20 protein-coding genes are annotated in these 20,429 nt (G+C 67.7%); 9 read left to right on the plus strand and 11 right to left on the minus strand.

Annotated features, from left to right (window positions below; genetic code table 11):
- Nucleotides 1-40 precede the first annotated feature (40 nt).
- Entirely contained in the window at nt 41-1,756 is a 1,716-nt protein-coding gene (locus tag FHS98_RS12610; protein WP_167105273.1) for a DEAD/DEAH box helicase, read from the plus strand.
- Complete coding sequence (locus tag FHS98_RS12615) at nt 1,753-2,202, plus strand: YaiI/YqxD family protein (protein WP_167105276.1); 450 nt, start codon at nt 1,753-1,755, stop codon at nt 2,200-2,202. The genes FHS98_RS12610 and FHS98_RS12615 overlap by 4 nt, the downstream gene beginning before the upstream one ends.
- Here FHS98_RS12615 and FHS98_RS12620 read toward each other — a convergent pair.
- Nucleotides 2,199-3,575 carry an MATE family efflux transporter gene (locus FHS98_RS12620; protein ID WP_167105279.1) on the minus strand — a complete coding sequence of 459 codons (1,377 nt, stop codon included), beginning with the start codon at nt 3,573-3,575 and terminating at the stop codon, nt 2,199-2,201. The two genes, FHS98_RS12615 and FHS98_RS12620, sit on opposite strands and share 4 nt — an antisense overlap.
- 38 nt (nt 3,576-3,613) lie before the next feature.
- Nucleotides 3,614-4,570 carry an alpha/beta hydrolase gene (locus FHS98_RS12625; protein ID WP_167105282.1) on the minus strand — a complete coding sequence of 319 codons (957 nt, stop codon included), beginning with the start codon at nt 4,568-4,570 and terminating at the stop codon, nt 3,614-3,616.
- A 240-nt stretch (nt 4,571-4,810) separates the two neighbouring features.
- Between FHS98_RS12625 and FHS98_RS12630 the strand changes: the two genes are divergently transcribed.
- A complete protein-coding gene (locus FHS98_RS12630) occupies nt 4,811-6,949 on the plus strand; it encodes a TonB-dependent receptor (protein ID WP_167105285.1) in 2,139 nt (712 codons plus the stop codon).
- A 100-nt stretch (nt 6,950-7,049) separates the two neighbouring features.
- On the opposite strand, the gene FHS98_RS12635 is transcribed toward FHS98_RS12630, so the two are convergent.
- Together FHS98_RS12635 and acnA are read right to left on the minus strand one after the other, a co-directional pair.
- On the minus strand, nt 7,050-8,039 hold the full coding sequence (locus FHS98_RS12635) for a glucokinase (RefSeq protein WP_167105288.1): 990 nt from the start codon (nt 8,037-8,039) through the stop codon (nt 7,050-7,052).
- Nucleotides 8,040-8,216: 177 nt separating this feature from the next.
- Nucleotides 8,217-10,895 carry an aconitate hydratase AcnA gene (gene acnA, locus FHS98_RS12640; protein WP_167105291.1) on the minus strand — a complete coding sequence of 893 codons (2,679 nt, stop codon included), beginning with the start codon at nt 10,893-10,895 and terminating at the stop codon, nt 8,217-8,219.
- 253 nt (nt 10,896-11,148) lie between these two features.
- Here acnA and FHS98_RS12645 point away from each other — a divergent pair, with 253 nt between their 5' ends.
- Nucleotides 11,149-11,430 (plus strand): DUF3297 family protein, encoded by a 282-nt coding sequence (locus FHS98_RS12645; protein ID WP_167105294.1) that lies wholly within the window; start codon nt 11,149-11,151, stop codon nt 11,428-11,430.
- An 87-nt stretch (nt 11,431-11,517) separates the two neighbouring features.
- Here FHS98_RS12645 and FHS98_RS12650 read toward each other — a convergent pair whose 3' ends face one another.
- The 5 genes from FHS98_RS12650 to FHS98_RS12670 all read right to left on the minus strand — a co-directional run bounded on the left by FHS98_RS12650 (nt 11,518) and on the right by FHS98_RS12670 (nt 15,028).
- A complete protein-coding gene (locus tag FHS98_RS12650) occupies nt 11,518-12,366 on the minus strand; it encodes a DUF2071 domain-containing protein (protein WP_167105297.1) in 849 nt (282 codons plus the stop codon).
- An 83-nt stretch (nt 12,367-12,449) separates the two neighbouring features.
- Nucleotides 12,450-12,878: an ExbD/TolR family protein gene (locus tag FHS98_RS12655; RefSeq protein WP_167105300.1), complete on the minus strand. Its 429-nt coding sequence runs from the start codon at nt 12,876-12,878 to the stop codon at nt 12,450-12,452.
- Between the two features lie 32 nt (nt 12,879-12,910).
- Nucleotides 12,911-13,396, minus strand: coding sequence for an ExbD/TolR family protein (locus tag FHS98_RS12660; RefSeq protein WP_167105303.1), 486 nt, complete (start codon nt 13,394-13,396; stop codon nt 12,911-12,913).
- Between the two features lie 123 nt (nt 13,397-13,519).
- On the minus strand, nt 13,520-14,278 hold the full coding sequence (locus FHS98_RS12665) for a MotA/TolQ/ExbB proton channel family protein (protein WP_167105306.1): 759 nt from the start codon (nt 14,276-14,278) through the stop codon (nt 13,520-13,522).
- A 90-nt stretch (nt 14,279-14,368) separates the two neighbouring features.
- On the minus strand, nt 14,369-15,028 hold the full coding sequence (locus FHS98_RS12670) for an energy transducer TonB (RefSeq protein ID WP_167105491.1): 660 nt from the start codon (nt 15,026-15,028) through the stop codon (nt 14,369-14,371).
- A gap of 427 nt (nt 15,029-15,455) precedes the next feature.
- Between FHS98_RS12670 and FHS98_RS12675 the strand changes: the two genes are divergently transcribed.
- A complete protein-coding gene (locus FHS98_RS12675) occupies nt 15,456-16,169 on the plus strand; it encodes a hypothetical protein (RefSeq protein ID WP_341786059.1) in 714 nt (237 codons plus the stop codon).
- Here FHS98_RS12675 and FHS98_RS12680 read toward each other — a convergent pair.
- A complete protein-coding gene (locus FHS98_RS12680; RefSeq protein WP_167105309.1) occupies nt 16,166-16,957 on the minus strand; it encodes an SDR family oxidoreductase in 792 nt (263 codons plus the stop codon). The two genes, FHS98_RS12675 and FHS98_RS12680, sit on opposite strands and share 4 nt — an antisense overlap.
- Nucleotides 16,954-17,331, minus strand: coding sequence for a dihydroneopterin aldolase (locus FHS98_RS12685; protein WP_167105311.1), 378 nt, complete (start codon nt 17,329-17,331; stop codon nt 16,954-16,956). Before FHS98_RS12685 ends, FHS98_RS12680 begins: the two co-directional genes overlap by 4 nt.
- A gap of 135 nt (nt 17,332-17,466) precedes the next feature.
- Here FHS98_RS12685 and FHS98_RS12690 point away from each other — a divergent pair, with 135 nt between their 5' ends.
- The 4 genes from FHS98_RS12690 to FHS98_RS12705 are packed head-to-tail and all read left to right on the plus strand — an operon-like array spanning nt 17,467 to nt 20,429.
- Nucleotides 17,467-18,015, plus strand: coding sequence for a GNAT family N-acetyltransferase (locus FHS98_RS12690; protein WP_341786060.1), 549 nt, complete (start codon nt 17,467-17,469; stop codon nt 18,013-18,015).
- 40 nt (nt 18,016-18,055) lie between these two features.
- Nucleotides 18,056-18,640, plus strand: coding sequence for a DUF1285 domain-containing protein (locus FHS98_RS12695; protein WP_167105313.1), 585 nt, complete (start codon nt 18,056-18,058; stop codon nt 18,638-18,640).
- On the plus strand, nt 18,637-19,224 hold the full coding sequence (locus FHS98_RS12700) for a CoA pyrophosphatase (RefSeq protein WP_167105316.1): 588 nt from the start codon (nt 18,637-18,639) through the stop codon (nt 19,222-19,224). Before FHS98_RS12695 ends, FHS98_RS12700 begins: the two co-directional genes overlap by 4 nt.
- Nucleotides 19,221-20,429: a CCA tRNA nucleotidyltransferase gene (locus FHS98_RS12705; RefSeq protein WP_167105319.1), complete on the plus strand. Its 1,209-nt coding sequence runs from the start codon at nt 19,221-19,223 to the stop codon at nt 20,427-20,429. The genes FHS98_RS12700 and FHS98_RS12705 overlap by 4 nt, the downstream gene beginning before the upstream one ends.

The following is a 20,429-nucleotide window of genomic DNA, read 5'->3' on the forward strand; positions in this document are numbered from 1 at the left end:
AAGGCCTTGCACTTGGCGCGGAAAACGCCATCTGCGACCGATGCCCTTCTCCAGATTGCCCGCCACGCTCGCCGAGGCGCTGTCCGCGCGCGGCTATGCCGCCCCCACCGCCGTCCAGGCCGCCGTCATCGAGCCGGAGGCCGACGGACGCGATCTGATCGTCTCGGCGCAGACGGGATCGGGCAAGACGGTCGCCTTCGGCCTCGCCATGGCGGCGCAGATTCTGAACGAGAACGGCACCGCCGGCCCGTCCGGCGCGCCCAAGGTGCTGGTGATCGCGCCGACGCGCGAGCTGGCGCTCCAGGTCAGCCGCGAGCTGATGTGGCTCTATGGCAAGGCGGGCGCGTGGATCGCCACCTGCGTCGGCGGCATGGATGCCAGCCGCGAGCGCCGCAACCTCTCCAACGGCACGCACATCGTCGTCGGCACGCCCGGCCGCCTGCGCGATCATCTGGAGCGCGGCGCGCTCGACCTGTCGCAGCTCAAGGTCGCCGTCCTCGACGAGGCCGACGAGATGCTCGACATGGGCTTCCGCGAGGATCTCGAGGAACTGCTCGACGCGACGCCCGAGGGCCGCCGTACTTTGCTCTTCTCGGCGACGATGCCGAAGCCGATCGTGGCGCTCGCCAAGCGCTACCAGAAGGATGCCTTCCGCATCTCGACGGTGAGCGAGGATCGCGGCCATGGCGACATCAGCTATCAGGCCGTGACGGTCGCTCCCGCCGACATCGAGAATGCGGTGGTCAACCTGCTTCGCCTCCACGAGCCGGACACCGCCATCCTGTTCTGCGCGACCCGCGACGCGGTGCGCCATCTCCACGCCAGCCTCGTCGATCGCGGCTTCTCGGCCGTGGCGCTGTCGGGCGAGCACAGCCAGTCCGAGCGCAACCAGGCGCTCCAGGCGCTGCGCGACAAGAGGGCGCGGGTCTGCGTCGCCACCGACGTGGCGGCGCGCGGCATCGATCTGCCGTCGCTGACGTTGGTGGTCCATGTCGAGCTGCCGCGCGACGCGGAGACGCTCCAGCACCGTTCGGGCCGCACCGGCCGCGCCGGCAAGAAGGGCATCGCCGCCCTCATCGTGCCCTATCCGCGCCGCAGGCGGGTCGACATGATGCTGCGTGGCGCGCGCATCCCGGCCGAGTGGATCTCCGCGCCGACGCCGGAGCAGGTCCACGCCGCCGATCGCGAGCGCCTGCTCGAAACCCTCCTCCAGCCGATCGAGACGGACGAGGAGGATCGCGCGATCGCCGAGCGCCTCGTCGCCGAGCGCAGCGTCGAGGATATCGCCGCCGCCCTCGTCCGCGCCTATCGCGGGCGGATGCCGGCGCCCGAGGCACTGCTGGAGCAGTCGGACGCGCCACAGCGTCGCGAACGTGCGGATCGTGTCGAAGGCGTGTGGTTCCAGATGAACATCGGCCGCGCGCAGAACGCCGATCCGCGCTGGCTGCTGCCGCTGCTCTGCCGCCGTGGCCACATCACCAAGCAGGAAATCGGCGCGATCCGCATCGCCGCCGATCACACCCTGTTCGAGATCGATCCCGCCGCCGCCCAGCGTTTCTCGGCCTCGCTCAAGCGCACCGCCGGCAGCGACGAGGAAGGCGATGTGCTGATCGAGCCGGCCGCCGGTGGTCCGCCGCCGCGTGGGCCTCGCGGGCCGGGCGGTCCGCATCGCCGCGGGCCGGGTGGGCCGGGCGGCCCCCGTCGCCCCGGCGGCAACGCCCGTCCGCCGCGCGCGCCCTATCGCCCGCGGGGATGATCCCCCGCATCCTCGTCGATGCCGACGCCTGCCCGGTGAAGGAGGAGATCTACAAGGTCGCCTTCCGCCGGGAAGTGCCGGTGACGCTGGTGGCGAACAGCTTCCTGCGCGTGCCGCCGCACCCGCTCCTCACCCGCGAGACGGTGAGCGACGGGTTCGACGCCGCCGACGACCGGATCGCGGAACTGGCGGCGGCGGACGCGGTGGTGGTGACGGCGGATATCATACTCGCCGATCGCTGCCTCAAGGCGGGCGCCACGGTGCTGGCGCCGACCGGCAAGCCCTTCACGACGAGTTCGATCGGCGGCGCCATCGCCACCCGCGCGATCATGGCGGACCTGCGCGCCGGCGGCGACCAGATCGGCGGCGCCGCGCCCTTCTCGAAACAGGATCGCTCGCGCTTCCTCCAGTCGCTCGATGAGGCGCTGGTCCGGCTCTCTCGCTAGATCAGGCCGAGCCGCCCGCGTCGCGCCCAGCGCGTCATCATCAGCACCGACACCGAGGCAAGGCCGGTCGCAAGGCCGATCCACACGCCGACGCCGCCCCAGCCGAAGTGGAACGCGAACAGGATCGCCGTGCCCAGCCCCACGCCCCAATAACCGAACGCGGCGAAGAGCATCGGCACGGCGGTGTCATGGATGCCGCGCAACATGCCCGCCCCCACCGCCTGCGCGCCGTCGACGATCTGAAACAGCGCCGCCACCGTCAGGAAGGCCACCGCCAGCGCCACGACATGCGCGTTGGCGGGGTTGTGGACGTCCAGGAACAGCCCCACGAGGAAGCGCGGCGCCAGCAGCATCATCGCGGCCAGGCAGATCATGAAGACCATCGTCAGCCCGAATGCCGACCAGCCGGCGCGCGCCACGCCGACGCGATCCTCGCGCCCATAAGCGATGCCGACCCGCACCGTCGTCGCCTGCCCGATGCCGAGCGGCACCATGAAGCAGAGCGACGCGATCTGGATCGCCACCGCGTGCGCCGCCAGCTCCGCCTCGCCGATCAGGCCCATCAGGAAGACGGCGGCGTTGAAGATCGTCACCTCCATGCCCAGCGTCACCGCGATCGGCAGGCCCAGCCGCCACACCTCGCGGAAACGCGGCCAGTCCGCGCGCCAGAAATGGCCGAACAGATGGTAGCGCCGGAAAATCCGATGCCGCGACACCACGATCGCGAGCCCGCCGAACATCACGCTGTTGGAGATCGTGCTGCCCAGCCCCGCGCCGAACAGCCCCCATTCGGGCAGCCCGAAACGGCCGAAGATCAGGCCATAGTTGAGGAGCGCGTTGGAGATCACCGCGCTCGCGCCGACGGCGAAGGCCCAGCCCGGCCGCTCCAGCGCCGAGACGAAGGATTTGAGCACCTGATAGCCGAACAGCGGCAGCATCCCGAACATCATCGGACGGACGAGCTGCTGCGCCATGTGCGACAGCTCCGGGTCTTGCCGGAACAGGTGCAGGATCGCCTCGGCGTGCCAGAGCAGCAGCCAGATCGGGATCACCACCGCCACCGCCGTCCACAGCGCCTGCCGGACGGTGCGGCGCACATCGCGGACGTTATGCGATCGCTGGCCGAGCGCGCGGGCGATCATCGGCGAGGCGGCGATCATCAGGCCGACGCCGAAGATCATGCAGGCGTTGAACAGATTGACGCCGAGCGCGCCCGCCGCCAGCGCCTTCGGCCCGACCCAGCCGAGCAGCACCACGTCGGTCGCCGGGATCAGCGCCTGCGCGAGGTTGGTCAGCACGAGGGGATAAGCGAGCGCCACCGTCGCCCTCGCCTCCCTGCGCCACCAGTGCTGCTCAGCCTGCATCCCGGTCATGCCCTCCGCCTGTCCGAGCGGGGCGGCTTTGGCAAGGCCTATCGGGCGGTCACGAAGCCCGCGATCGCGTCCACCACGCCCGGCGCGAGCGGCAGCGAGGGATCGGCATAGGTGGCGACGTTGGCGCTGCGCGTGTCATCGGCGACGGCCTTGAGCACATGGTTCGCATCGGGCAGCAGCACCAGCTTCGCGGCGGGATGCGCCTGCCTGAGCGCCTGCGCGTCCGCCACCGACACCTGGATATCCCGCGCGCCCTGCACGATCAGCACCGGCCCTTTATAGGCGGCGGCGAGCCTGGCCGGATCGATCGCCATCGCGTCGATGAGATAGCCCTGTACGCGCGGATCGAAGAGCGACCGGATAGCCGGAGGCATCCCCGACACATCCACCTTCCGCCCCGCCTCCAGCGTATCGATCGCGCTGTCGGCCTGCCGGAGGAGGGACGCATCCGACAGGCCGGCATGAAGCTGCGCGCGCAAGGCTTCACCGAGCGGGCGCCCCGGCGCGGAGACCAGCACCAGGCCGCAGATGTCCGTGGCGGATTGCGCGGCTTCCAACGCGATCGTGCCGCCTTCGCTATGCCCCAGCCGCCAGACGCAGGGAGCGCCCGTCCTAGCGCGGATCGTCTGGACCCACGCCTTCGCATCGGTGGCGTAATCCTCCATCGTGACGGCATTGCCGTCCGCCACGGCGCCCGCGCTGCCGCCAAGGCCGCGCTTGTCGATCCGCACCGAGGCGATGCCTCGCGCCGCCAGCCCTTCGGCCAGCAGACGATAGGTCGAGGCCCTGATGCCCAGCCGGCTATTCCCATCCCGATCGGTCGGCCCCGAGCCGGGGAGGATCAGCACGACCGGCGCGGCCTTCGCCTCCGGCGCCAGCATCGTGCCCTTGAGCGGCCCCTGCGGACCCGGCGCCTCGACGAAACTCTCGACGGGCGCTGCCTGCGCGATGGCCGGCGACATCGACAGCAGCGACGCAACGACGAAGCCCTTCATCCGATCACTCCACACCGCTGAGCCGCCGCCAGCAGACGCCTGCCGACCTGGAATCGCAACCCCGCCGAAACGATTATTCGCGCGTGCGACGAGAGCGCACCGGGCGAAAGAGCTTATGCCGAAACATCAAACCGTTGCACGGATTCCGCACCGCCACGAATTTCTTCCCATTACCCATTTGTCACTTCCCATGAAATGTCATGTTACACTATCTCACCGTCGATCCCCCCGGAGACCGACATGCCGCCGAAGTCGCTTCTGTTGCTGAGTGCCGCCTCGCTTGCCCTCTTCACTTCCCCCCTCTTCGCGCAGGTCTCCACCGTCGCTCCCACGGCCGACACCGGCGGCACCGCCGATTCGTCGCCGGCGATCGTCGTCACCGGCCAACGGCTCGACGCCGCGCGCGCCGCGATCCAGCCCTCGCTCGGCGCGACCGCTTATGGCGTGGACAATGCCACCATCCAGGCGCTGCCCGGCGGCGACAACCAGCCGCTCAACCAGCTCATCCTCCAGATTCCCGGCGTGGTGCAGGACGGGTTCGGCCAGCTTCATGTCCGCGACGATCACAACGGTCTGCAATATCGCATCAACGGCACGATCCTGCCGGAAGGCCTCGCCGTCTTCGGCCAGACGCTGTCGCCGCGCCTCATCAACAGCTTCAACCTGCTGACCGGCGCGCTGCCCGCCCAATATGGTCTGCGCACCGCCGGCATCATCGACATCACCACCAAGACCGGCTTCCAGAACAAGGGCGACATCTCGCTCTACGGCGGCAGCCATGACTGGATCGAGCCGAGCGCCGAATATGGCGGATCGGACGGGGCGACCAACTATTTCGTCTCGGGCAGCTATCGCCACAACGGGCTCGGCATCGAGAGCGTCGACGGCTCCTCCACCCCGCTGCACGACAAGACCGATCAGGTGAATGCCTTCACCTATGTCGATCATATCCTCGGCGACGGGGACCGGATCTCGTTCATCGGCGGCTTCTCCAACGATTATTTCCAGATCCCCAACCCACGCGGGCTGCACCCGGACGCGGGCTGGGACGTCGGCGGCCAGACCGACTATCTCTCCGACGATCTCAACGAGCGACAGCTTGAGCGCACCGGCTTCGGCGCGCTGTCATGGCTCCATGACTCCGGGCCGCTGACCTGGCAGACTTCGCTCTACGCGCGCTATTCCGAACTGGTCTATCGCCCGGACATCACCGGCGAGCTGCTCTTCAACGGGCAGGCGCAGCAGGCCAAGAAGCAGGACTTCACCGTCGGCCTGCAATCGGAGGCCGCCTACAAGCTCTCCGACCACCACACGCTGCGCGCAGGCGTCATCATCAGCCGCGATCGCGGCACCAGCGACACCGACACCTTCGTCTTCCCGGTGGACGACACGGGCGCGCAGACCGGCCAGCCGATCGGCATCGTCGACAATAGCGGCAAGACCGAGTGGACCGAGAGCGTCTACCTTCAGGACGAGTGGAAGGTGCTCCCCGCCGTCACGCTCAATTTCGGCGGCCGCTACGATCATTATTGCGGCTTCCGCTGCGAGCAGCAGTTCAGCCCGCGTGTGAACGCGGTGTGGGAGGCAGGCCATGGCACGACGCTCCACGCTGGCTACGCCCGCTATTTCTCGCCGCCGCCATTCGAGAATGTCGCGACCACCAGCATCTCGAAATTCGCCGGCACCAGCGCAGCCGCGCCCGACGGCGCGGTCAACACCACGCCCTTCGCCGAGCGGCAGAATTATTTCGACGTCGGCGCCCAGCAGAAGCTTGGCGCCGTGACGGTCAGCATCGACGGCTATTACCGCACCTCGAAGAATCTGGTCGACGAGGGACAATTCGGCGCGCCGATCATCCTGACGCCCTTCAACTATCGCCGCGGGCGCATCCACGGCGTCGAGGGCAACATCACCTATCAGCGCGGGCCGTGGCTGGTGTACGGCAACTTCGCTTATGCCAAGGCGCAGGGGAAGGACATCGTCTCCAGCCAGTTCAGCTTCGATCCCGCCGACCTCGCCTACATCCAGAACCATTATATCTACCTGGATCATGACCAGACCTACACGGCGTCCGCGGGCATCTCCTACAGCTTCCGCGACGGCTTCCTGGCGGGCACCAAGATCGGCGGCGACATGCTCTACGGCTCAGGCCTGCGCACCGACGGCGCGGTGCCGAACGGCGATGCGCTGCCCGGCTACGCCCAGTTCAACCTGACCGCGAGCCACAAGTTCGAGACGCCGGGGATCGAGGTCCGCGTCGACGTCACCAACATCGGCGACCATAAATACGAGATCCGCGACGGAACCGGCGTCGGCGTCGGCGCGCCGCAATATGGCCCGCGCCGGGGCGTGTTCGTCGGCATCACCAAGGATATCTGAACCTAGAGCGGCCATCCGATCGCATCGGATGACCGCTCTAGATTTTTGATTTTACGCGATTTCTGAGTCAGCAGATGATTCCATCTGCTTCGAAATCGCTCTAGCTGGCGAGCAGCGCCTGCGTGGCGCCTTCCAGTTCGCCATGATCCAGCTCCACCGTCGCGCGCGGCACCGTCGCCAACGCACGGCGGTGCGGCCCATGGAGCATGAAATGCTGCGTCAGCGCGGGCTGGCGCAGCAGATCGCGCAGCGCCGCCGTCACGCTGCCGGTCAGCACCACGCCGTTCCACGCGCCATAGGCCAGCACCATGTTGCCGGCGAAATACCAGAGCGCCGTCGCGAAGCTGTCGACCGCGAGCCGCGCCGCGCGGTCGCCATGGCTGGCGGCGGAGCGCGCGATCTCGGCCGGCAACGTGCCGCGCACCGCACACCGCTCCTGCGCGGCATACCAGCGATAGAGCGCCGCCAGCCCGTCCGCCGACAACAGGCGCTCGGCCGTCAGCGGCCCGCGTCCGTCGTTGAGGCCGGCGAGCACGGGGGCAAGCTCGGGGCAGCCGCTCATGAAATGGCAATGCCCCGCCTCGGTCGGCAGCACATGCGGCCGCCCGGCTCCGTCGCGCATGATGACGGCGACGCCGAGGCCGCTGCCGATACCGATCAGGCAGGTCGTGCCCACCTCCTCCAGCGCCGGGATCGCTCCTTCCAGCGGGCGCAGCCGCTCCGCGCCGTTGGGGCGAGTGAGCGCCCAGGCATTGGCGGCGAAATCGTTGAGGATCAGCGGCTCGGCCTGGAGCATGGCGCGCAGGCCCGAGCGGGAGATGAACCAGCGGCTGTTGGTGATCGCGATCGTCTCGCCCACCGGGGCGCCCGATACCGCGATGGCGCAGCGGCGCGGCAGGCGCGGCAGGCGGTGCGCCTGCCCGAAGGCGGCGAGCGCGCCGGCAATGGTGCTCTGTTCGCCGGGGCCATAGGAGCAGATGGTGTCGCGGCGCAGCCGTCCCTCGCCGTCGGTCAGCCCCAGACGCACCGCCCGGCGCCCGACGTCGCCCACGATGGCGAGCCGGCTCTCGTCATCGACGAACCCGTACATGGCAATCCTCTCAACCTTCTATGTTCTTGCGGCGCACCCTACGCCAGCGCGCCTTGCCGGGGCGTAAAGAACGCGAGAGGAAGCGAAATGGTCCTTCGGACAGGGAAAACGCGAAGGGCGGGACGCAGCCTGACGCCGCGCCCCGCCCCTCGATCGAGCCTCGGAAGGCCTTAGCCGTTACGCCGCGAGCTTGCGCAGCACATAAGGCAGGATGCCGCCGTTGAGGAAATATTCCAGCTCGTTGACGGTATCGATCCGGCAACGGGTCTCGAAGGTTTCCTTCGAGCCGTCGGCGCGGGTCAGCTCCACCGTCACGGTCTGACGCGGGCGCAGGTTCGCGACGCCCCGGATGGTGAAGCTCTCGCTGCCGTCGAGCTTCAGTGTCTTGCGGTCGACGCCGTCCGCGAACTGGAGCGGCAGCACGCCCATGCCGACGAGGTTCGAGCGGTGGATGCGCTCGAAGCTCTCGGTGATGACCGCGCGGACGCCGAGCAGCGTGGTGCCCTTGGCCGCCCAGTCACGCGAAGAGCCCGTGCCATATTCCTTGCCCGCCACCACGACGAGCGGCGTGCCGTCCGCCTTGTAGCGCATCGCGGCATCGTAGATCGCCTCGACCTCGCCGGTGGGGACGTACTTCGTCATGCCGCCTTCGATGCCCGGCACCATCTCGTTCTTGATGCGGATGTTGGCGAAGGTGCCGCGCATCATGACCTCGTGGTTGCCGCGGCGCGAGCCGTAGCTGTTGAAGTCGGCGCGGGCGACCTGATGCTCGGTCAGGTAGCGGCCCGCCGGGCTGTCCGCCTTGATCGAGCCGGCCGGCGAGATGTGGTCGGTGGTGATCGAGTCGGCGAAGATCGCGAGCGGGCGCGCGTCGATGATGTCGACGACCGGCTTCGGCGCCATGCCCATGCCCTCGAAATAGGGCGGGTTGGCGACATAGGTCGACGCCGGGTTCCAGGCGTAGGTGTTGGAGCCGGTGACGTCGATCGCCTGCCACTTGGCGTCGCCCGAGAAGACATGGGCGTAGCGCGACGAGAACATGGCGCGGTCGATATTGGCGTCCATCAGCGCGCGGACTTCGGCGTTGGTCGGCCAGATGTCCTTGAGGAACACCGGCTGGCCGTCCTTCGAGGTGCCGATCGGCGTGGTGGTGAAATCCTCGGTGACGGTGCCCTTCAGCGCATAGGCGACGACGAGCGGCGGCGAGGCGAGGAAGTTGGCGCGCACATCCGGCGAGACGCGGCCCTCGAAGTTGCGGTTGCCCGAGAGGACCGAGGCCGCGACGATGTCGTTGCCGTTGATCGCCTTCGAGATCGGCTCCGCGAGCGGACCGGAATTGCCGATGCAGGTGGTGCAGCCATAGCCGACCAGATTGAAGCCGATCGCGTCCAGATCGGTCTGGAGGCCCGACTTCTGGAGATAGTCGGTCACGACCTGCGAGCCCGGCGCGAGCGAGGTCTTCACCCACGGCTTCGGCTTCAGGCCGAGCGCGTTCGCCTTCTGCGCGACGAGGCCGGCGGCGACCAGCACCGACGGGTTCGACGTGTTGGTGCAGCTCGTGATCGCGGCGATGACGACGTCGCCGTCGCCGATGTCGTGATCCTTGCCCTCGACCGCGACGCGCTTGGCGGTCTCATGCTTGTAGACCTTGGCGAGATCGGCGTTGAAGGTGTCGTCCACCTCGGTCAGCACGACCTTGTCCTGCGGGCGCTTCGGGCCGGCGAGCGACGGCACGACCGTCGACATGTCGAGTTCAAGCGTGTCGGTGAAGACCGGGTCCGCCATGTCGGCCGAGAGCCACAGGCCCTGCTTCTTGGCATAGGCCTCGGTCAGCGCGATCTGATCCTCGTCGCGGCCGGTCAGGCGCATATAATCGAGCGTCTTCTCGTCGATGCCGAAGAAGCCGCAGGTCGCGCCATATTCCGGCGCCATGTTGGCGAGCGTCGCGCGATCGGCGAGCGACAGCGAGGCAAGGCCCGGACCGAAATATTCGACGAAACGGCCGACCACGCCACGCGCACGCAGCATCTGGGTGCAGGTGAGCACAAGGTCGGTCGCGGTGATGCCTTCCTTGAGCTCGCCGGTCAGCTTGAAGCCGACGACTTCCGGGATCAGCATCGACACCGGCTGGCCGAGCATCGCGGCTTCCGCCTCGATGCCGCCCACGCCCCAGCCGAGCACGCCGAGGCCGTTCACCATCGTGGTGTGGCTGTCGGTGCCGACGCAGGTATCGGGGTAAGCGACAGTCGAGCCGTCGGCGGCTTCGCTGGTCCACACCGCCTGCGCGATATGCTCCAGATTGACCTGGTGGCAGATGCCCGTCCCCGGCGGCACCACCTTGAAATTGTCGAGCGCCTTGGAGCCCCACTTCAGGAACTCATAACGCTCCGAGTTGCGCTGATATTCCAGCTCGACATTGTCCTCGAACGCCTTGGGCGTGCCGAACTCGTCGACCATCACCGAGTGGTCGATGACGAGGTGGACGGGCACCTGCGGATTGATCTTCTGCGCATCGCCGCCGAGATGGTTCATCGCGTCGCGCATCGCGGCAAGATCGACCACGCAGGGCACGCCGGTGAAATCCTGCATCAGCACGCGGGCCGGGCGATACTGGATCTCGCGCTCGCTGGTCTTGTCGGCCAGCCACTGCACCATCGCCTTGATGTCGTCGACGGTGACGGTCGTGCCGTCCTCGAAGCGGAGCAGGTTCTCGAGCAGCACCTTCATCGAGAAGGGCAGACGGGACACATCGCCGATCTGCGCGGCCGCCTTCTCCAGCGAGTAGAAGTGGACGGTCTTGCCCCCGACTTCCAGCGTATCCCGGGTGGAGAGAGTGTCCTGTCCGATCGCGGTCATGGCGCGGTTCCTGTGTTGGGGAAGGGAATATCTGGCGAGGCCCTTAGCAAGGGGCTTATCCGGGGGAAAGGGCGCGATGAACCGTTGCCCTCCTCTCGACATGCGAAAATTGCAATCGTACATTCTGATCTGGAAGCGAGGCATAGCCATTCCGCCGGGCCGGCCGACGAGAATTTGGAAAGCGGGCGCGAACCGGCTATCAGCCCGCGGCATCGGGCCGTGCGGCCCTTCTCCTCAACAGCGGATGATTTCGATGAGCGACACTCCCCCCGACCGGCTTTCCGTCAACCCGCGCAGCCCGCTTTATGTGGCAGAAGTGCTCCAGCGCGGCGTCGGCATCCGCTTCAACGGCGTCGAGAAGACCAATGTCGAGGAATATTGCGTCTCCGAAGGCTGGATCAAGGTCGCCGCCGGCCGCTCGCTCGATCGCAACGGGATGCCGATGACGCTGAAGCTCAAGGGTCAGGTTGAGCCGTATTTCCAGAACCCGGCAGCGGACGCGGCCGGCAATGATGTGGCTGAAGGCGAAGCCTGAGGCCATTTGCTCCGGCCCCACCCTGTCGGGTGGGTGCCGGCGCAAAACCGGACAAATCCCTTTCTGTTTCCGTCGACCCCGCAGCCTTTAGGTCAGTTGCTCGCCCAATACGCGAAAGCGCACGGCCGGGATGCCAAAGCAAAAGGGCTCGGCAGTCGCCCCCCAGTTCCGCAGCGACGGCCCCGGTTCATAACGAAGGACATGGAGCGGCCTCGCGGTGACGGGATCGATCGGCAGGTCAATATCGCCCCTCGCGAGCCGGCCGATGTCCCCGACATGGGCGATTGCCGCATCCTGCAAGCAAATCCTGCGGATCGCCTCCGCCCAGTCGGAAGCGAAAGATGCGAAGGACTGCGGCAAGGCCGGACGATCGCACTCCTCCGCAACCAGTACGATATCACCTGCGCCGCTGGCGTCGTCGATCGTCGTTTCCCATGTCCCGGCCTCGCGCTGATGCTTGAACCGCCCGGCAAGAAGGGACGGCAACGCATCGCTGAACAAGCGTGTCCCGACGGCGTAGAGCGGCTGATCGAAGATGTTGCGGATGAACAGCACCGTGGGACGAGGCGGTGTCCTTCCCCTGACGGCCCGCACATAGAGGCGCCAATTGCTCTGGAGCGGTGACGGGAAAAGCACGCGCAGCGGCCCGGCAAGCGCCGGCCCGAAGTGGTGATGTCGGTAGCTCAATACGGTCAGCAGCGCGGTGCCATCGATATCAGTCAACTCGATCTCGGGCGGAACGAGGGATGCCACCGCCTCTACGGGAACAAGCCAGTTCGCGTAGAGGACGTCCCGCACGTCGCTGGCGAGCACGGGGAACGGAATATGGCGGAATATCTTCCGCCTGAGGCTCCGTAGCGTCGGAGAATTGGCCAGCCCTTCCTGGCAACGCCCCATCCATCCGGGGGTCGAGGCGACATAACGACAGGCGATCATGCGCGCTCCCGCGGGAAGTCAATAAAAAAAGGGCGGCCCCATCGCTGGGACCGCCCTTATATTCTTCGTCCGATCGAACCGGATCAGAAGGCGTCGGCGTAACGCTCGTTGCCTTCGAAGCCGAACTTGCCGACCTGCGACTTCTTCACCACCGCCAGGATGTTGTCGATGGTGTCGTAGCGGGTGTTCGGGTCCGGCAGCAGATGCAGCTCGGGCTCGTCCGGCAGGTTCTTCGTCAGATCGATATACTGACGCAGCGTCACCAGATCCGGCACCGGCTGACCGTTCCAGAAGATCGCCCCGGCCGCGTCGGTCGAGATGGTGTTCTTGGTCGGGTTGATGGGCGGCGGATTGGTGTTGGTGTTCACCGGCAGATCCAGCTTCACGGCGTGAGTCTGGATCGGGATGGTGATGATGAACATGATGAGGAGCACCAGCATGACGTCGATAAGCGGCGTCGTGTTGATGTCCATCATGGGCTCGCCTTCGGCGGTGCCTGCGGCCATTGCCATTGGTCGTTACTCCAGAATTGCTCGAGCCGGCATTACATGCGCGGATTGCCACCCGGCGGCGGCTCGGAAATGAAGCCAACCTTCAGGAAGCCGGCCCGCTGCAACATCGTCACCGTCCCGCCAATGCACTTGTAGGGGGTGTTCACGTCGCCACGGATATGCGCCTCGGGCAGGTTGTCCGGGGTCACGTTGGCCGGCCCGCCGAGCTTGTCGACCTGGGCCTTGAGCTTCGCCACCGAGCGGTCGAGCAACTCCTGCGAGGTCACCTTCTGGCGACCCCAATAGACTTCGCAGGTGCCCGCGGCGTCGGCCTTGACGGAGAGGTTCACATTCTCCGGCTTGGTCTGCGTCGGCTCGTTGCGCACGTTGGGCAGCTTGAGCGGCACGGTCTGCACCACGACCGGCACGGTAATCAGGAAGATAATCAGAAGCACCAGCATGACGTCGACGAGCGGCGTCGTGTTGATGTCCGACATTGGCACGTCGTCGCCGCCCTCGGCTCCCACACTCATTGCCATCGGATAAGATTCCTATCGTTCTCGCGAGCGCCCTGAGGCGCCTTGTAACCGCGGCGGACGGGCCGGAGCCCGCCTGCCACGGCCGCCGCCCTCCGCGAAGGAGAGGCGGCGGCCGTCACCGGATTACGCCTTGGTCTGCACGCCCGAAGCGGTGGTGGCGACCTTCGGCTGACCAACCTTGGTCGTGCCGTAGGACGGACGCACCGCGCCGTTCGAGATCATGTAGCCATGAACGTCGTTGGCGAAAGCGGTCAGGCCTTCGATGATCGTCTTGTTACGACGGACCAGCCAGTTGTAGCCGAGCACCGCCGGAACGGCGACGGCGAGGCCGAGCGCGGTCATGATGAGCGCTTCACCGACCGGGCCGGCGACGGCGTCGATCGAGGCCTGACCGGCCATGCCGATCTTGATGAGCGCGCGGTAGATACCGATAACCGTACCGAACAGACCCACGAACGGCGCCGTCGAGCCGACGGTGGCGAGGAAGGCGAGGCCGGTGCCGAGCTTCGAGGCGATCGAGTTCTGGCTGCGGATGATCGAGCTGTGGATCCACTCGTGCTGGTCGATCGGATCGGTCAGCTTCGAGTGCTGCTCCTCGGCGATGATGCCGTCGTCGACGATCTGACGATAGGCCGAGTTCTTGTCGAGCTTGGCGGCCGCGTCACGCATGTTCGGCGCGCTCCAGAAAGAGCCGCGAACCTTCTTCGCCTGGTTGATGATCTTCTGCTGCTCGAACAGCTTCGAGAAGATGATGAACAGCGAGAAGGCGAGCGAAACCACCAGCAGGCCGAACACGGTCTGCGTGATGAGGCCGCCCTGCTGAAGAGCGGGGACCAGACCGTAGGGATTGGCACCGGCGGCGGCGGTAGCGGGGGTCGTCATTGTCGTCGGTTCCTTGAGATAAGAATCGGAATTGAGGAAAAACGCGATCGGGCGGCCGGTGTTCTTGGGAAGCCACCGGCCGGATCAGGTTCAGTCCTTCGGAATCTGCCAGGTGAAGCGGCTCGAGAACGAGTCCCCGATGGCGGCACCTCCCGCATCCTTCGCCGGCGTGAAGCGCGCGCGCTTCGTCAGCAGGCGACAGGCCGTCTGGTCAAGATCGGCGAAGCCGCTCGAAGACGTGACGGTGCAGTTGGTGACACGCCCGTCCGTACCCACATCCAGCTTGAACCCGACCGTTCCCGCTTCGTTGTTGCGAAGCGCCGACGGCGGATAGTCATCCGTGGACATGAGGGACTGGAAGCTGCCGCGCGGCTTGGCCCGGACCGCAGCGCTGGGCTTCGGCGGAGGGGGGGCCGGCGAAGGCGGAGCCTGGATGATCGGCGCCGGCGGCGGGTTCGGCGTCGTCACGATCGGCGGCGCCGTAACGACCGGCGGCTGCACGATCGGCGGCGGCGTGACAATCGGCGGCGACTCGACCTTCGGCTGCTCCTTCGGCGGGGGCGGCGGCTGCTTCGGAGGCGGGGGCGGCGGTTCCTTGATGTCGAGTACGGTCATCTGCTTGGCCACCTTCTTAACGATATTGAAGGCGAGGCCAGTGTAGAATGCGTAGCCGACAGCGGCGATGAGGATCGCGGTGATAACCGCCGCGATCGTCTTCTCCTTACTCTGATTTTGGTCGACGTAGGCCATTAAAGAGAGCCACTCCGTGCTGTCGAAAGGCTGCGGCATGGCAATGGGGGTCAGATGGCCGCGAAACATCGCGGGCCGTCAGACCCCCCTTGCCGTCACTTCATGCTATGCAGCGATCGATTTGATGTCCATCCCTTACATATACGATCGGGCAATGTCTTGGCATCCCGGGAGTCATATTCTCCTCCGTCCCTTGAATCCCGCGAGCCAAAACGGCAGGGAAAAAGGGTGCATTACGAACCATGACAGATTGAAGAGTGGAGGTTGGTCGCCCATGAAATGTCAGCCGAAATTGGCAGGCCTGCTCCTATTCGGCGCCTTGACCTTCGCTAGCGCAGCATCTTCGCAGACACCTGCGCTATCGCAGAACTCTGCCGCGGAAAGCTATGCAGACCTGACCGATCTCGCACTTGCAGCACGCGCAACCGTGATCGTCACCGTGCGCAACACGATCCACCTCAAGGGGCCGGATGCGGTGGGGGTCGCGCCGGGATATGTGCGATTCTATGTGGAGGGTGATGTCGATGCGCTGATCGCGGGTCGCACAGGCCTCCCGGCGACCGTTTCCTGGCTGGTGGACATGCCGCTGGACGCCGCGAATCACCCTCCGAAGCTCAAGAAGCAGAAACTGATTCTGCTCGCCCGCCCGATTCCCGGCAAGGCAGGGACGCTCCAGCTCGTCTCCCGCAAGGCGCAACTGGCATGGACGCCCGAGCGCGAGCAGCGGCTCCGCGCGATCCTGTCCGAGGCGAATTCCCCCTCGGCGCCGCCGGTGGTGACGGGGGTGGGCCACGCCTTCCACGTCGCGGGCAGCATTCCCGGCGAGGGCGAGACCCAGATTTTCCTGAAAACCGCGGATAACCGCCCGGTTTCGCTCAATATCCAGCGTCATCCCGGCGAAGATCCGCGCTGGTCCGTGTCGCTCGGCGAGATCGTCGACGATCAGGCGGCGGCGCCCAAGCATGAGACCCTGCTCTGGTATCGCCTCGCCTGCGGGCTTCCGTCGACCCTGCCGGACGACGCGGTGGCCGATCAGGCGGCCGACGACGCGGCGCAGGCGCGCGACGATTACCGGCTGGTGCTGAAGGGGCTCGGCCCCTGCGGCCGCACCACGACGAGAGCGGAGGCGCCGGCCGACTAGGCCCGCGTCTCGCCCTCCTCTCCGCCTTCCAGAAACAGGAAGTCGCGCGGAAAATGGCAGAGATGGGCGCCGCCGTCGACGAACAGCGTCTGCCCCGTCACCGCGTGCGCGCGCGCCAGATAGAGCACCGCTTCGGCGATCTCCGCCGGAGCGGGCAGCGCCGCGAGCGGCATCCGCTTCGCCGCCTCGGCCAGCCGCGCGGCGTCATAATCGGCGGTCGGCAACGTCAGCCCCGGCGCCACGGCGGAGACCCGAACATAGGGCGCGAATCGCCGCGCGAGGATGGTCGTCGCCTCCGCCAGCGCCAGTTTGGACAGCGTGTAGCTGAACTGGTCCGCATTGGGCGCGGCGATGCGCTGGTCGAGGATGTTGACGATCGCCACGCGGTGCGCCGGCCCCGCCCTGGCGGCGAGCGCGGTCGCCAGCAGCACCGGCGCGGCGCTGTTCACCGCATAATGGCTGAGCATCCCCGCCTGCGTAACGGATTCCGGCGAGTCGTATTCGAATCGCGCGGCATTGTTAACGAGCAGGGCCGGCGCGCGGCCGAAGGAGGCCTCCACCGCCGGCAACAGGTCCGCCACCGCCGCTTCGTCCGCGAGATCGGCGGCGAAGTGGCGCCACACCGCGCCCGCGCCCGCCAGCCGCTCGGCCAGCCCCGCCTCGGGCGTGGAGATTGCGCCGCTGTGGATGGCGAGATCGTAGCCCGCCTCGGCCAGCGCCGCGCACAGCGCCGCCCCCAGCCGCCGGCAACCGCCGGTCACCAGCGCCAGCGGGCGCACCGCCGTCACGCGCGATGCCTCACCAGACGGATGCCGATCTCCTCGCCGCCCTGCGAGATGGCGAGCTTCACGATCTTCACCTCGACGCGGCGCACCCGCTCGTCCCCGGCGAACATGGCCGCGATGATATGCTCGGCCACCGCCTCGACCAGCGTGAAATGCAGGCCCTCGGGCAGCGATTCGGTCACCGCCTTCTTGAGGTCCATATAGTTCTTGGACTGATGAAGCGGCGTATCGGGCGCGAACTTCGCCTCCGGCAGCGCGAGGTCCACCGTCACCGAGACACGCAGCGGCTGCGGCAGGTGCGTCTCCTCCGAATAGATGCCGGTCAGCACCATCGTCTCGATTCCCGAGACCTCAAGCTGAAGAAGATCGTACGCCATATCGCTTTCATCCATCTGCAATGGCGTTCGCCTAGCCAGCCCATGCGCGGGCGGCAAGGCGCACGGATTTCACAGCGCGCCCAGGAAGCGCTAGAGCGCGCAGCCTTTCGAATCGCACAAGGAGGATCGGAACGGGTGGATACGGTGACGGCTACAGGCGCAATCAAGGCTGCGGAGGCGCATGGCGCCCATCTCGCGCCGCTGGGGCTGGCGGATGGCAGGGCGATCGAGGCCCTGCTCGATCTCTCCTTCGGCCACGAGCGACGCCAACGCACCGCCTATCGCCTGCGAGACGGCGTCGCCGCCGAACCCGTCGCCAGTTGCGCCGCCTTCGACGAGCATGGCCGGCTGGTCGGCTCGCTCCAGAGCTGGCCTCTCGCCCTCGTCGGGGAAGACGACAGCGTGACGCCGCTCTGGCTGGTCGGGCCGATCGCGGTCCACCCCGATCGCCGCAGCGAGGGCATCGGCCGCACGATGCTGCGTCGCGCGCTCGCCGCGATCGACGGAACCGGTATCCCCGCCGTGCTGATCGGCGACCCGGAATATTACGGCCCCTTCGGCTTCACGGCCGAGGCGACCGGGGGATGGGAACTGCCCGGCCCGTTCGAGCGCCGACGCCTTCTCGCCCGGCTCGACGAGGGGCAGAGCCTTCCGGCGCGAGGGCGGCTGGCCCCACGCGGCTGAACATTTCCCCCCGAGGGAAAATCGCTTTAGGGGAGTGGCGATGCCGCTTACCGCCCCTCCCCCCGATGCGATCGCCGGCCTGTCGCTGAGCGAGATCGCCAGGCTCGCCGCCGAAGGACAGCTTCCCCCCGTCGAGCGCTGGAACCCGGAGCATTGCGGGGACAGCGCCATGCGGATCCTCGCGGACGGCACCTGGCTGCACGAAGGCTCGCCGATCGGGCGGCCGGCGATGGTGCGGCTGTTCTCGACCCTGCTCCGGCGCGAGGCGGACGGCGGCCATGTGCTGGTGACGCCGGTCGAGAAGCTCTCGATCGCGGTGGACGACGCGCCCTTCGTCGCGGTCGAGATGGAGAGCGAGGGCTCGGCCGAGACCAGCCGCATCGCGCTGCGCACCAATGTCGGCGACATCCTGTTCCTCGGCCCCGAGCATCCGCTGACGATCGAGGATCGCGGCCATGGCGCGCACCCGTATCTGCGTGTGCGCGACGGGCTCGACGCATTGGTGGCGCGGCCGGTCTATTATGCGCTGGCGGACCTTGCCATCACCGGGCCGGCCGGCCCCGGCGGCGCGATCGGGCTGTGGAGCGACGGCACCTTCTTCCCGCTGGAGCAGGCGGAATCGTGAGCGCCGTCGACGCCATCCGCTCCCGCTTCCACGCCAGCGCCCATATCCCGGCGCCGCTGGCGGGCGATGCCGCCCCGCCTCTGACGGACGAGCCTCCGGTGCCCGCCGCCGTGCTGGTCGCGATCACCGACCGGCCCGAGCCCGGCCTGCTGCTCACCCGGCGCAACGAGGCGCTGCGCAAGCATCCGGGGCAGATCGCCTTCGCCGGCGGCCGCGCCGACCCGACCGACATCGACCCGGTCGACACGGCGCTGCGTGAGGCGTGCGAGGAGATCAGCCTGCCGCGCGGCCTCGTCTCGGTGATCGGCTGCGACGCGCCCTATCGCACCATCACCAATTTCTCGATCATGCCGGTGGTCGCCGTGGTGCCGCCCGACCTGCCGCTCGTGCCGCTCGAGTTCGAGGTGGCGGACATCTTCGAGGTGCCGCTCGGCTTCGTGCTCGATCCCGCCAACCAGATACAGGCCGAAGCCGAATTCCGGGGACAGATGCGCCGTTACTACGAAATCATGTGGCAGGATCGCCGGATCTGGGGCGCCACCGCCGCGATGATCGTCAATCTCAGCCGCCGGATCGGCGCATGACCGCGCGCGCCGTTCCCGTCCCCCCGCCCGTGACCGATCCGCAGGGGCTTGAGCGCCTGATCGAGGCGCTCGACGGTGCCGGCGGCGCCACGCGCTATATCGGCGGCTGGGTGCGCGACACGCTGCTGGGGCAGGCTCCGCAGGATATCGACGTCGCCACCCGCCTCTCCCCGCAGGAGGTGGAGAGCCGCGCGCAGGCCGCGGGGCTCAACACCTGGAGTTCGGCCTCGGGCATCGCCCACGGCACGATCGGCGTGGTGGTGGGCGGCAAGTCCTTCGAGGTGACGACGCTGCGCCGCGACGTCGCGACCGACGGCCGCCACGCCACCGTCGCCTTCACCGAGGACTGGCAGGAGGACGCGGCGCGGCGCGACTTCACGATCAACGCCCTCTCCGCCGATCCGCTGACCGGCGAGGTGCATGATTATTTCGGCGGGCTCGACGATCTCGCCGAAGGCCGTGTGCGCTTCATCGGCGAGCCCGCGCAGCGCATCGCCGAGGATCATCTGCGTATCCTGCGCTTCTTCCGCTTCCACGCCCGCTTCGGCAAGGGCACGCCGGACGCGGCGTCCTACGCCGCCTGCGTGGCGCGCGCGAAGGATTTGATGGCGCTCTCGCGCGAGCGGATCGCCGCCGAACTCGTCAAGTTGCTGGCGGTCGCCGATCCTCTGGCGACGGTGGAGGCGATGCTGGAAGGCGGCCTGTTCGCGCCCGTCGTCCCCGAGATCACCGATGCCGCCCGGCTCGCGGCCCTGCTATCGGCCGAACGCGCCGCCGGCGTCGCGCCCGACGGCCTGCGGAGGCTCGCCGCGCTGCTCCCCCCCTCGCCCGTCGTCGCCGAGCAGGTGGCGGCGCGGCTGCGCCTCTCCAAGCTGGAGCGCAAGCGGCTCGCGCTCGCCGCCGAGCCCGACGGGACCACGGTGGCCGAACGCCAAGCCTATGCGATCGGCGTGGAATCGGCGGTCGACCGGCTGCTGCTCGCCGACGAGCCCCAGGCCGCGCGCCGGATCGAACATTGGCAGCGCCCGTCCTTCCCGCTGTCCGGCGGCGATCTCATCGCGATGGGGCTGACGGCCGGCCCTGCGGTCGCGACGACGCTCCGCGCGATCGAGCAGCGCTGGGTTCGGGAAGGCTTTCCCGCCAAAGCCGTTCTCGACGGCTATGCGCGCGAAGCGGTGACGGCGGTGGTGGGGCCGGCCGGCTGA

This window comes from Sphingomonas oligoaromativorans (genome assembly GCF_011762195.1).
GTDB lineage: Bacteria > Pseudomonadota > Alphaproteobacteria > Sphingomonadales > Sphingomonadaceae > Solisphingomonas > Solisphingomonas oligoaromativorans.

Excerpts from the sequence above, each read along its gene's own strand:
- FHS98_RS12610 (WP_167105273.1), top strand. The coding sequence starts at position 41 with ATGCCCTTCTCCAGATTGCCCGCCACGCTCGCCGAGGCGCTGTCCGCG.
- FHS98_RS12615 (WP_167105276.1), top strand. The coding sequence starts at position 1,753 with ATGATCCCCCGCATCCTCGTCGATGCCGACGCCTGCCCGGTGAAGGAG.
- FHS98_RS12620 (WP_167105279.1), bottom strand. The coding sequence starts at position 3,575 with ATGACCGGGATGCAGGCTGAGCAGCACTGGTGGCGCAGGGAGGCGAGG.
- FHS98_RS12625 (WP_167105282.1), bottom strand. The coding sequence starts at position 4,570 with ATGAAGGGCTTCGTCGTTGCGTCGCTGCTGTCGATGTCGCCGGCCATC.
- FHS98_RS12630 (WP_167105285.1), top strand. The coding sequence starts at position 4,811 with ATGCCGCCGAAGTCGCTTCTGTTGCTGAGTGCCGCCTCGCTTGCCCTC.
- FHS98_RS12635 (WP_167105288.1), bottom strand. The coding sequence starts at position 8,039 with ATGTACGGGTTCGTCGATGACGAGAGCCGGCTCGCCATCGTGGGCGAC.
- acnA (WP_167105291.1), bottom strand. The coding sequence starts at position 10,895 with ATGACCGCGATCGGACAGGACACTCTCTCCACCCGGGATACGCTGGAA.
- FHS98_RS12645 (WP_167105294.1), top strand. The coding sequence starts at position 11,149 with ATGAGCGACACTCCCCCCGACCGGCTTTCCGTCAACCCGCGCAGCCCG.
- FHS98_RS12650 (WP_167105297.1), bottom strand. The coding sequence starts at position 12,366 with ATGATCGCCTGTCGTTATGTCGCCTCGACCCCCGGATGGATGGGGCGT.
- FHS98_RS12655 (WP_167105300.1), bottom strand. The coding sequence starts at position 12,878 with ATGGCAATGGCCGCAGGCACCGCCGAAGGCGAGCCCATGATGGACATC.
- FHS98_RS12660 (WP_167105303.1), bottom strand. The coding sequence starts at position 13,396 with ATGGCAATGAGTGTGGGAGCCGAGGGCGGCGACGACGTGCCAATGTCG.
- FHS98_RS12665 (WP_167105306.1), bottom strand. The coding sequence starts at position 14,278 with ATGACGACCCCCGCTACCGCCGCCGCCGGTGCCAATCCCTACGGTCTG.
- FHS98_RS12670 (WP_167105491.1), bottom strand. The coding sequence starts at position 15,028 with ATGGCCTACGTCGACCAAAATCAGAGTAAGGAGAAGACGATCGCGGCG.
- FHS98_RS12685 (WP_167105311.1), bottom strand. The coding sequence starts at position 17,331 with ATGGCGTACGATCTTCTTCAGCTTGAGGTCTCGGGAATCGAGACGATG.
- FHS98_RS12695 (WP_167105313.1), top strand. The coding sequence starts at position 18,056 with ATGCCGCTTACCGCCCCTCCCCCCGATGCGATCGCCGGCCTGTCGCTG.
- FHS98_RS12705 (WP_167105319.1), top strand. The coding sequence starts at position 19,221 with ATGACCGCGCGCGCCGTTCCCGTCCCCCCGCCCGTGACCGATCCGCAG.